8 protein-coding genes are annotated in these 11,584 nt (G+C 42.7%); all 8 read left to right on the top strand.

Translation table 11 applies throughout. The annotated features are described in order from the left end of the window. The first annotated feature begins 238 nt into the window (after positions 1-238). The 8 genes from CYCME_RS01865 (at position 239) to fusA (ending at position 11,583) form a co-directional block, all read left to right on the top strand. Positions 239-2,569, top strand: a complete 2,331-nt coding sequence (locus CYCME_RS01865) for an efflux RND transporter permease subunit (protein ID WP_020931960.1) — start codon at positions 239-241, stop codon at positions 2,567-2,569. Between the two features lie 34 nt (positions 2,570-2,603). Further along, positions 2,604-4,901 (top strand): efflux RND transporter permease subunit, encoded by a 2,298-nt coding sequence (locus CYCME_RS01870; protein WP_020931961.1) that lies wholly within the window; start codon positions 2,604-2,606, stop codon positions 4,899-4,901. Continuing rightward, positions 4,898-5,674, top strand: a complete 777-nt coding sequence (locus CYCME_RS01875) for an outer membrane lipoprotein-sorting protein (RefSeq protein WP_015006847.1) — start codon at positions 4,898-4,900, stop codon at positions 5,672-5,674. The genes CYCME_RS01870 and CYCME_RS01875 overlap by 4 nt, the downstream gene beginning before the upstream one ends. A gap of 17 nt (positions 5,675-5,691) precedes the next feature. Beyond that, positions 5,692-6,879, top strand: coding sequence for a hypothetical protein (locus tag CYCME_RS01880; protein ID WP_020931962.1), 1,188 nt, complete (start codon positions 5,692-5,694; stop codon positions 6,877-6,879). Between the two features lie 138 nt (positions 6,880-7,017). After that, a complete protein-coding gene (locus CYCME_RS01885) occupies positions 7,018-7,356 on the top strand; it encodes a P-II family nitrogen regulator (RefSeq protein WP_015006845.1) in 339 nt (112 codons plus the stop codon). Further along, positions 7,357-8,655, top strand: coding sequence for an ammonium transporter (locus CYCME_RS01890; protein ID WP_020931963.1), 1,299 nt, complete (start codon positions 7,357-7,359; stop codon positions 8,653-8,655). Positions 8,656-8,741: 86 nt separating this feature from the next. Next, a complete protein-coding gene (locus tag CYCME_RS01895; protein WP_020931964.1) occupies positions 8,742-9,365 on the top strand; it encodes a glutathione S-transferase family protein in 624 nt (207 codons plus the stop codon). A gap of 133 nt (positions 9,366-9,498) precedes the next feature. Beyond that, the gene (gene fusA, locus CYCME_RS01900; RefSeq protein ID WP_015006842.1) at positions 9,499-11,583 is read left to right on the top strand and encodes an elongation factor G; all 2,085 of its coding nucleotides are present in this window, start codon (positions 9,499-9,501) and stop codon (positions 11,581-11,583) included. Position 11,584 lies beyond the last annotated feature (1 nt).

Here is an 11,584-nt window from a genome sequence, read left to right on the forward strand (position 1 = left end):
GGAAATTGTTAATAAAAAGGAAGATGAACTATCTATTTGCACATTTTTTTTGTTAAAAAACTAACAGCAGCATGGCTGCTCTATAGATAATTTATAGAAAGCGGCTTGGTGACTACGGCTTCTTGGGTAATTTTTGTGCACTCACCTTTATGCATCATCAAACATTAGAGCAGCTAGAAGAACGCCTGAGCAGTGTGCTCAATTTAATTATTATAGGTTTAAAAGTAAGAGACTAATCATGCATCGTTTAGAAACAAATTTTAGTGAATGGGTTATACGTTACCGTGTAGCGATTATAGTGTTAAGCGTGTTAGTCGTCATTGTCTCTGGGCTTGGTGTTCAATACCTTGGGTTTACGCCGGATTATAGAGTTTATTTTAGAGACGATAGCCCACATTTGATGGCGTTTAATCAGAATGAAGCAACCTATTCTAAATCGGATAATGTGTTTATTCTTATTGCGCCTGAAACAGGCGATGTTTTTGAAAAGGAAATATTAACCCTCGTTGAGAACCTGACGGAAGAGGCATGGCAAATACCTTATTCTTTAAGGGTTGATTCAATTCAGAATTTTCAAAATACGTATGCAGAAGATGATGACCTTATTGTAGAGGATTTGTATGCAGAGGCCAGCTCATTAGAACAGGACGATATTCAGCGGGTTAAATCGGTGGCGCTAAGTGACCCACTTCTTTATAAGCGGATTATCTCAAAAGATGGTGGTGCAACAGCTGTTAATGTAACGATTGAATTCCCCGATATTGAGCCTGAAGAAGAGTTACGTGAAGTAGTGGCTCATGCACGTGAATTGGTAAAAAAATACCAAGAAAAATACCCCACAGTAAAGTTTTATATAACAGGGATGGCATTTATGAATAATGCCTTCGTTGAGTCTGGTCAAGGGGATGGGGAAACACTTTTCCCGATCAGTTTTGTGGTGATGGTTTTATTTCTAACCATATTATTACGCAGTGTTAGTGCAGTGTTCGGGGTGACCTTGGTTATTTTTATGTCAACCGTCGTAGCCTTTGGGTTGGGTGGTTATGCTGGGGTTCTGTTGGCACCCGCATCAGTGGCGTCTGGGCAAATGATTATGGTGTTGGCGGTAGCTAATAGTGTGCATATGCTGGTCACCTTCATTTTTGATTTGCAACATAATGTGGCGAAAACAGAGGCGTTAAAAGAAAGCTTACGGATTAATTTAGTACCCATTTTCTTGACCAGTGTGACCACGATGATTGGCTTTTTGGGGATGAATTTTAATGAATCAGCACCGTATAGAGATTTAGGGAATTTGGTAGCGGTTGGTGTTTTTGCATCGATGGTTTTTTCGCTGACTTTTTTACCAGCCATCATGAGTTTTTTGCCCGTACGAATTAAGCCCGGGGAGGATGCGGCAGTCCCCTATTTAGAGAAATTCTCAAGATTTTCTATTAAATTTCATCGTCCATTATTACTGTTAATGTGTGTGGTGGCCATTTTGTCAGCCGCAGCGATACCGCTGAATACATCGGAAGAGCATTTCACTACGTATTTTGACCATAGCGTACAGTTTCGCGTTGATTCGGATGCAACTCTGGATATTATGGGGGGCACGTTTCAGCTGACATACTCCCTTCCCGCCAACGAAAAGGGCGGAGTGAGTGAACCAGAATATCTTAAGAATTTAAAAGCATTTGCAGATTGGTATCGAGAACAGCCAGAGACGATCAATGTCTTTGTTTTTACCGATACCATGCTGCGGTTGAATAAAAATATGCATGGGGATGACCCTGCTTGGCAAAAATTACCAGAAAGTCGTGATTTGGCTGCGCAGTATACGCTGCTGTATGAGATGTCATTACCTTATGGTTTGGATTTGAATAATCAGGTTAATGTGGACAAGTCAGCAACGCGGATGGTCGCGACCGTCAGGGATATGACCAATAACGAACTGATGGCGCTTGAGGAAAGAGCACAGGCTTGGCTAAAAGCAAATGTTCCCAGCACAATGACGACCATTGGTACCGGCACCTTGATGATGTTCTCGCATTTGGCTGATACTAATACCACCAGCATGATCGTTGGGTCGGTGCTGGCACTGATTCTTATTTCAGGTATTTTAATGGTGGCCTTGCGCTCGGTTAAAATGGGCCTGTTAAGCTTGGTGACCAATATATTACCCGCAGGGGTTGGTTTTGGGCTTTGGGGCGTGCTCAGCGGTGAAGTTCATATGGGCTTATCGGTAGTGGTCAGTATGACGTTAGGCATTGTGGTGGATGACTCGGTGCATTTCTTAAGTAAATATTTGCGTGCCAAACGCGAAAAAGGCTATTCGACAGAAGAGTCCATTACATACGCCTTTACTCATGTAGGCAAAGCATTAGGCATTAGTACGCTCGTTTTAATAGCTGGTTTTGGTGTGCTGATGGCATCGCACTTTGCGATGACCACCGATATGGCGCTGTTAACGGTATGGATTATTGTCGCTGCCCTAGCCGCAAACTTCTTATTCTTGCCGGGTCTATTGTTAAAGTTTGATAACAACAAAGCGAAGGTGTTGCAGCAAGACGCTAATGAGGGTGTTTGATTTGTTAATAAAGATGTTAGAGAGAAACCGTTAGATGGAACGTTTAGAAGGCTATTTTAGTCAGTGGGTTATTAAGTACCGTGGATGGATTATTGCTGTTAGCCTGTTAGTGTTGCTAGCGGCTGGCAATGGGTTGCAATATTTAGGGTTTGATAATGATTACCGTGCTTTTTTTACCGATGATAACCCTGAATTATTGGCTTACGATAAGGTTGAAAATACCTATACAAAGTCAGATAACGTCTTCATTTTAATTGAGCCAAAAACAGGCGATGTTTTTCAGCCAGAGGTGCTCAAGCTTCTCGAAGAGCTGACAACATCCGCTTGGCAAACTCCACATTCTAGGCGTGTGGATTCGCTGCAAAACTTCCAAAATACCTATGCAGAAGACGATGATTTAGTTGTTGAGAGCTTGTATGAGGAAGCTGAAGATTTACTGGCTGCGGATATCGAAACAGTTAAGCAAGTCGGTTTGTCAGACCCGTTACTATTGAAGAGGCTAGTCTCTGCCGATGGCCGTGTTACGGCACTGAATATTACCATTGAATACCCAAAAGTTGACGCGGATAAAGAGCTAAAAGATGTTGTGTCTAGCACACGTGACATGGTGGCTAAGTTTGAGAAGGCTTACCCTAATGTTAATTTTTATATTACCGGCATAGCGTTTTTAAATAATGCCTTTGTTGAAGCGGGGGAGAATGATTTATCCTTGTTAGTGCCGGTAAGTTTGTTATTGATGGTTATCATCATGTTTGTTTTATTGCGCAGCATTAGTGCAGTATTCGGCATTACATTGATCGTTATTTTTTCCGATGTTATTGCCTTAGGTTTGGGCGGTTATGCAGGAGTAAAATTAACACCTGCGTCTATTTCATCGGCGCAAATGATTATGGTATTAGCAGTCGCCAATAGTGTTCACTTATTAGTTACTTTTATGTATGGCTTGCAGCATAAAGTTCCAAAACAAGAGGCTTTGCTTGAGAGTATACGGATTAATTTACAACCTATATTTTTAACAAGCGCCACCACGATGATTGGCTTTTTATGCTTGAACTTTAGTGAATCTCCACCTTTTAATGATCTAGGTAACTTAGTGGCAGCAGGTGTGTTTGTGTCCTTCTGCCTGTCGCTAACGTTTTTACCAGCGATGATGAGTTATCTGCCAGTCCGTGTGAAAGCGGGGGAAGATATTGCTGTAGAACGTTTAGCATCTTTGTCTAAATTTGTTATTCGGTATCAAAATATTATCTTGTTAGTGTCAGCAGTGGTTGTGTTCATTGCAGCTTATGCAGCTACGTTAAATAAACCAGAAGAGCAATTTCTTAAATATTTTGATGAGTCTGTAGAGTTTAGAGGTGATTCTGATTTTGCTAATCAATCCGTTGGTGGCCTATTTCAAATATCGTTCTCTTTACCAGCTGAAGGTAAGGGCGGCATCAGTGATCCGCAATATCTAGAGCATTTAGCGCTGTTTGCCCAGTGGCTTAAAGAACAACCAGAAATTATTAATACGTATGTTTTAAGCGATACCTTAAGGCGGTTGAATAAAAATATGCATGGAGATGACCCCGCTTGGTATAAGTTGCCAGAAAGTAGAGAAATGGCTGCGCAATATCTGCTGCTATATGAAATGTCATTGCCCTATGGCTTGGATTTAAATAACCAGGTGAACATTGATAAATCAGCCACTCTTTTGGTGGTGGGTGTTGAAGAAATGAGTAATGTTGAGCTGTTAGATTTTGAACAGCGTGTGCAACAATGGATGCAGGATCATTTGCCAGCGAGTATGCAAGCAAAAGGCTCAGGATCGATTTTAATATTTGCTCATCTGACAGACAAAAATATCAAAGGTATGCTTAGCGGTTCTATATTGGCGTTGGTGCTTATTTCGATGATTCTAGTTTTTGCACTTCGTTCCATTAAGGTCGGCGTTTTAAGTTTGGTGCCGAATTTAGTCCCAGTGATTATTGGTTTTGGTCTTTGGGGTCTATTTTATGTTGAGGTGAATATGGCTTTAGCCGCTGTGGTGAGCATGACCTTGGGCATTGTGGTAGATGATACTGTGCACTTTTTAAGTAAGTATTTACGTGCTAAGCGTGAAAAGGGTTATAGCACTGAAGAGTCGATTACTTATGCGTTTACCCACGTTGGCAAAGCGTTAACCATAAGTACACTGATCCTCAGTGCAGGATTTGGTGTTTTAATGTTGTCACCTTTTGCGCTTAATTCAGACATGGCCACCCTAACTACGTGGATTATTATGATCGCTTTGGTGGTGGATTTATTACTGTTACCTATTTTATTACTCAAACTAGATAAGGAAAAAACATGAAAAAATTAGTCAGTTTATTGGTGCTTTTGTTGCCGTTAATGGCCAGCGCGCAAACGCCGGAAGAAAAAGGCATGGAAATAGCGGTAGAAGGTGATAAGAGGGATGCCGGTTTTGGCGATATGACGTCAGATATGGTGATGACACTTAAGAATGCAAATGGTGATGTCAGTATTAGAAAAATGCGATCTAAAAACCTTGAGGTAGAAGGCGACGGCGATAAGGGCTTAACTATTTTTGATGAGCCAGCTGATATTAAAGGCACGGCTTTTTTATCCTTCACGCATATTTTAGAGGCAGATGATCAATGGTTATATCTGCCCGCTTTAAAACGAGTAAAGCGTATTTCATCTAAAAATAAATCAGGCCCTTTTATGGGCAGTGAGTTTGCCTTTGAGGATTTATCATCCCGTGAGGTGGCAAAGTTCAGCTATTTGTACTTACGCGATGAAGTCATTAATGGTGAAGAGGTGTTTGTTGTTGAATCTAAGCCTAACTATAAGTATTCAGGATATACGCGTTTAATTGCTTGGATTAGTAAAGAAAAGTATCAACCGTTAAAAATTGAATATTATGACCGTAAAAATACCTTGTTAAAAACGACGACAGCAACCGGCTACCAGCAGTACATGGGTAAATATTGGCGCCCTGATTCATTAAACACGGTGAACCATCAAACAAAAAAAGAGACGCGCTTGGATTTTTCAAACTACGAGTTTCAAAAAGGTTTGTCTGATCGTGACTTTAATAAAAGCAGCTTAAAACGAGCGCGCTAATAACTGAGTACAAGTCAATGAGCTTTAAAAAAGCAATGGTAGGCGGCCTGTTGGTAGGCGGGGTCGCCTTCTTATCGTCCGGTTTCGCAAGCGAGTGGTCTGGGTATGTAGCGGGGGAGTATCGCTATTTCACGCAGTCAGCTCTAGATCAGCAGCAGTTTAATGACGCAAGCGTATCGTTTTCAGCCGCGCCGGAGTTTTATCACAGTTGGAATGATGGCGATGATGCTTTTATCTTTAGCTCATTTTTTCGTTGGGATGAGCAAGATCCTCAACGCACACATATAGATTTGCGTGAGCTGATGTGGATTCATGCCGAGCGAGACTGGGAGGTGCGCTTAGGCGTTGGCAAAGTGTTTTGGGGGGTGACCGAATCACAGCACTTAGTGGATATTATTAATCAGTCCGATATGGTTGAAAACTTTGATGGTGAAGATAAGCTTGGACAAACCATGCTTAACTTGTCGCTTATTAAAGACTGGGGAACAGTTGATTTGTTTGTACTGCCGGGTTTTAGAGAGCGAACTTTTTCAGGCAAAGAGGGGCGTTTTCGCCCAACACCGGCGATAGACGATCATACCGCTTATCAATCTGATTCTAAGGATAAGCATGTGGATTATGCTGTGCGCTGGAATCAAACGTTTGATGATTGGGATGTTGGGGTCTCCCACTTTTATGGCACGAGCCGTGAGCCAAGAATTATTCCTACAGCGACCGCGGGTGGTATCGCGTTGGTTCCTTTTTACGACCTTATTAATCAAACTGGCCTAGACGTACAAGCAACGCTCGATGAGTGGCTTTGGAAGGTTGAATTGATACACCGTAGTGGGCAGGGTGAAACATTTAACGCGTTTACAGGTGGTTTTGAATATACTTTCGTGGGTGTTATGGAATCTGCTGCTGATGTTGGTCTGATAGCGGAATATTTGTACGATGATCGCGGTGCAGACGTTGCTTTTGATAATGATATATTTGTGGGTGCTCGTTTAGCAATGAATGACGCGGCGTCAAGCGAGCTATTATTTGGCGTTATTGCTGATGTTGACCAAAATACTCAGTTCTATAGCCTTGAGGGAAGCCGGCGTATTGGTGTTAGTTGGGTATTAAGTGTAGAGGCGCGATTCATATCCGCTGCTAGCAATGATGCACTTGCACCTTTTCGCCAGGACGATGTTATTCAACTGGAGTTTGCACGCCACTTTTAATCAACCCTTGTTGCCGCTTTTTAATTGATAGCCGCTTTTGCTAAGAGGCGGCTATCAACAGTTTGCACCAAAATAGGTTGATGAATGCTCGGCTTTGATGCAGAATCGAAAAATTAAATTAATAATAAAAGGTTTTGTATGAAATTAATAACAGCCATTATCAAGCCGTTTAAATTAGAAGATGTGCGAGAGGCTCTATCTGCTGCGGGCTTTGAAGGAATTACTGTGACAGAAGTTAAGGGTTTTGGCCGTCAACGCGGTCATACAGAATTATATCGTGGGGCTGAATACGTCGTTGATTTTTTGCCAAAGGTAAAGTTAGAGATTGCGGTTTCGACAGAGCAGTTAGATAGCGCGATTGATGCAATTATTAATGCGGCGAATACTGGGAAAATTGGCGACGGCAAAATTTTTGTAACGAATCTAGAAAGAGCAATTCGAATTCGTACCGGAGAAACAGGCGTTGAGGCTTTGTAAATGAAGATCAGGGGAATTGATAGCCGTCTCTTTTTAAGTCTGTTGTTTTTGCCGACTTTAGCCAGTGCTGAGGAATTAAACGGTGCCAATACTGCATGGATTTTAACGTCTACAGCACTTGTGCTTTTTATGACCATCCCCGGCCTATCAATGTTTTATGCGGGACTGGTACGTACTAAGAATGTACTGTCTGTGTTTATGCAGTGCTTTATGATTACCTGTGTCTCGTCTGTATTATGGTTAATTGTCGGTTATAGTCTTGCGTTTGGCGAAGGTAATGCGTGGATTGGTGATTTATCAAGGGTGATGTTTTCTGGTATTAGCCGTGAAACGTTGTCGGGCGATATTCCAGAAGCATTATTTGCAATGTTCCAGATGACCTTTGCGGTTATTACTCCTGCATTGATCCTAGGCGCCTTCGCAGAAAGAATGAAATTTTCTGCGATGCTGTTATTCAGTGCTATCTGGCTGTTGGTTGTCTATGTGCCCGTTACCCATTGGGTTTGGGGTGGTGGTTGGTTAAGCGCATTGGGTGTTTATGACTTTGCCGGTGGTATTGTTGTGCATATCACAGCCGGTGTTGCGGCCTTAGTGGCAGCACTTGTTATTGGCCCTAGGAAAGGCTTCCCAGCAACAGCAATGCCTCCTCATAATTTAACAATGACGATTGCTGGTGCAGGTATGCTCTGGGTGGGTTGGTTTGGCTTTAATGGTGGTAGCGCCTTGGCTGCCAATGGTGATGCAGCAATGGCCATCATTGTGACGCATATTTCCGCCTCTATGGGGGCCTTTACCTGGATGGCTATTGAGTGGAAAAGATTTGGCAAACCCAGTGCTTTGGGTGCCGTTACCGGGATGGTTGCAGGTTTAGGTACGATTACACCTGCGTCAGGTTTTGTGGGCCCAGGTGGTGCGCTTATCATTGGTTTGTTGGCGGGAATGGTTTGTTTTGGCGCCACACAGTACATTAAGCGTGTGTTGAAGATTGATGATTCATTAGACGTTTTTCCCGTGCATGGTGTTGGGGGGATTTTAGGGTCCTTAGTAGTTGCTGTGTTTGCATCCACCCAGTTAGGTGTTTTTAGCGGTTATGGTTTTGCCGATGGTATTACAACAATAGCAGGCCAGTTATCTGTTCAAGCAATTGGTGTAGTAACAACCATCGTGTTTACAGCTGTCTCCACCTACATTATTTTGAAACTTGTTGGTGCTTTAACCGGCGGTCTGCGAGTGGATGAAGAAGCGGAGCAGCAAGGACTGGATGTTGTTTCGCATGAGGAAACGGGTTACAACCTGTAAACAAAATAAGCGAGATAAAAAGCCCGGCTTAGCCGGGTTTTTTATGCGAGGTCTGGACACGCTATAAGAAAAATTAGGAGAGCACGATGATTAAATTATATGGTTACCCAAGGTCGAGAAGCACGCGTGTAGTTTGGATGCTGGAAGAGTTAGGTGTCGATTATGAGTACATCAAAATAGAGTTGTTAAAAGGAGCTGGGCAGGCGGAGGATTATCTAAAGGTTCACGCAGATGGCAAGGTGCCAGCGATTGATGACGACGGTTTTGTACTAACAGAATCAGCGGCTATTATGACGTACTTGGGAGATAAGTATCCTGCGTCAAATTTAGTGCCAATGCCAAATAGCAAGCAAAGGGCAAAATATGACGAATGGTGTTTCTTTGTGCTCACAGAGTTAGAGCAGCCATTATGGACGACTGGAAAGCATACGTTTGTTTTTCCTGAAGAGAAGCGTGTACCAGAAATTCTTGAGATTGCGCGTTGGGAGTTTTTAAAAGCTTGTAAGGTATTGGCGCAGCGTTTAGAGAATAAAACGTTTGCCTTAGGTGAGTCGTTTTCTGCAATTGATATTCTAGTGGCGCAGACGCTTCTTTGGGCAAAGGCGTTTGATATGCCCACCGGCTCTAAAGAGTTAGACGCTTACCGTGACCGAATTAGCGCAAGGCCATCACTCGGTAGAGTCGTGGATAGAGAGACGGCGGCGAATTAATAATAAATTCTGGTCTATTCATAGACTTAACTTAGGTGCTACAATAGTGAGTTCATTCAAACTACTTAACTTTCGGTGTAAGCGTGGAAGCGATGTTTGGATAACATTTTATTAACTTAACCTTCGTAGACTTATGACTGACTTATCCAAATACAGAAATATTGGTATTTTCGCCCACGTGGATGCGGGTAAAACCACCACGACAGAACGTATCTTAAAATTAACCGGCAAAATTCATAAAACGGGTGAGGTTCACGATGGTGAAGCGACAACTGATTTTATGGAGCAAGAAGCTGAGCGTGGAATTACGATTCAATCTGCAGCAACATCTTGTGAGTGGAACGGTCACCGCATGAACATTATCGACACACCGGGACACGTTGATTTCACAATCGAAGTGTATCGTTCTTTAAAAGTGCTTGATGGTGGTGTGGGTGTTTTCTGTGGTTCTGGTGGTGTTGAGCCTCAGTCAGAAACAAACTGGCGTTATGCGAATGAATCTGAAGTAGCTCGTGTTATTTTTGTGAATAAGCTAGATCGTATGGGTGCTGATTTCTACCGTGTGGTTGATCAAGTTGAGAATGTGCTGGATGCTAATCCATTAGTCATGGTGTTACCAATTGGTATTGAAGATGACTTCACAGGTGTTGTTGATTTGTTAACACGTAAAGCATACGTTTGGGATGATTCTGGTCAGCCTGAAAACTACACAGTGAGTGAGCCTCCAGCTGACATGGCTGATAAGGTTGAAGAGTACCGTGAAAAGCTTATTGAAATGGCGGTTGAGCAAGACGATGACTTGATGGAAGCATACCTTGAAGGTGAAGAACCTTCTATGGACGACATCAAACGTTGTATCCGTAAAGGAACAATCGCACTTGACTTCTTCCCAACATATTGTGGTTCTGCCTTTAAAAACAAAGGTATTCAATTAGTATTGGATGCAGTTGTAGACTTCTTACCGAATCCAACAGAAGTGAAACCTCAACCAGAAACAGATGACGAAGGTAAAGAAACAGGTAATTTTGCGATCGTTGACGAAAAAGGTCCATTACGTGCGTTAGCATTTAAAATCATGGATGACCGTTTTGGTGCCTTAACATTTATCCGTATCTACTCAGGGGTAATGAATAAAGGGGATACTGTTTTAAATACCTTCACGGGCAAAACGGAACGAATTGGTCGTCTAGTTGAGATGCACGCCGATGAGCGTATTGAGCTAGACGGCGCTGTGGCTGGTGATATTGTGGCTGTTGTAGGCATGAAAGATGTACAAACAGGTCATACATTATGTGACCCTAAAAACCCAGCAACCTTAGAACCAATGGTATTCCCTGATCCAGTGATCTCTATTGCTGTGTCACCTAAAGATAAAGGCGGCTCAGAAAAAATGGGTATTGCGATCGGTAAAATGATCAAAGAAGACCCATCCTTCCGCGTTGAAACAGACGAAGACAGTGGTGAAACTATTCTTAAAGGAATGGGTGAACTTCACTTAGATATTAAAATCGATATTCTTAAGCGTACCCATGGTGTTGATGTGAGCGTGGGTAAACCACAAGTGGCATACCGTGAAACCATTACTAAGCGCTTAGAAGATAGCTACACACATAAGAAACAATCAGGTGGTTCAGGCCAATTTGGTAAAATTGATTATGTTCTAGAACCAGCTGAAACCGGTGAAGGCTTTAGTTTTGAATCAAAAGTAACCGGTGGTAATGTTCCTCGTGAATACTGGCCTGCGGTTGAAAAAGGCTTCGAAAAGCAAATGGCAAAAGGTGTGTTAGCGGGCTACCCTTGTGTAGACGTTAAAGTAACCTTGATGGATGGTGGTTTCCATGCAGTGGATTCATCAGCCGTTGCGTTTGAATTAGCAGCGAATGGTGCGTACCGTCAATCTATGCCTAAAGCAGGCGCGCAGCTAATGGAGCCGATCATGAAAGTGGACGTGTTCACACCAGACGATCACGTCGGTGACGTTATTGGTGACCTTAACCGTCGCCGTGGCATGATCAAGTCTCAAGATGCGGGCGCAACAGGTGTACGTATTAAGGCTGAAGTACCACTTAGCGAAATGTTTGGTTACATTGGTGACTTACGTACGATGACATCAGGCCGTGGTCAGTTCTCTATGGAGTTTGTTCACTATATGCCTTGTCCTAAAAACGTGGCTGAAGAAGTGATTAAAGAAGCCAAAGAGCGTGAAGCTAATAAATAAG

The sequence above is a fragment of the Cycloclasticus zancles 78-ME genome, assembly GCF_000442595.1.
Taxonomy (GTDB): Bacteria; Pseudomonadota; Gammaproteobacteria; order Methylococcales; family Cycloclasticaceae; genus Cycloclasticus; species Cycloclasticus pugetii.

Bases quoted from the DNA above. Each gene is read 5' to 3' on its own strand.
- CYCME_RS01865 (WP_020931960.1), top strand. From the start codon at position 239: ATGCATCGTTTAGAAACAAATTTTAGTGAATGGGTTATACGTTACCGT.
- CYCME_RS01870 (WP_020931961.1), top strand. From the start codon at position 2,604: ATGGAACGTTTAGAAGGCTATTTTAGTCAGTGGGTTATTAAGTACCGT.
- CYCME_RS01875 (WP_015006847.1), top strand. From the start codon at position 4,898: ATGAAAAAATTAGTCAGTTTATTGGTGCTTTTGTTGCCGTTAATGGCC.
- CYCME_RS01880 (WP_020931962.1), top strand. From the start codon at position 5,692: ATGAGCTTTAAAAAAGCAATGGTAGGCGGCCTGTTGGTAGGCGGGGTC.
- CYCME_RS01885 (WP_015006845.1), top strand. From the start codon at position 7,018: ATGAAATTAATAACAGCCATTATCAAGCCGTTTAAATTAGAAGATGTG.
- CYCME_RS01890 (WP_020931963.1), top strand. From the start codon at position 7,357: ATGAAGATCAGGGGAATTGATAGCCGTCTCTTTTTAAGTCTGTTGTTT.
- CYCME_RS01895 (WP_020931964.1), top strand. From the start codon at position 8,742: ATGATTAAATTATATGGTTACCCAAGGTCGAGAAGCACGCGTGTAGTT.
- fusA (WP_015006842.1), top strand. From the start codon at position 9,499: ATGACTGACTTATCCAAATACAGAAATATTGGTATTTTCGCCCACGTG.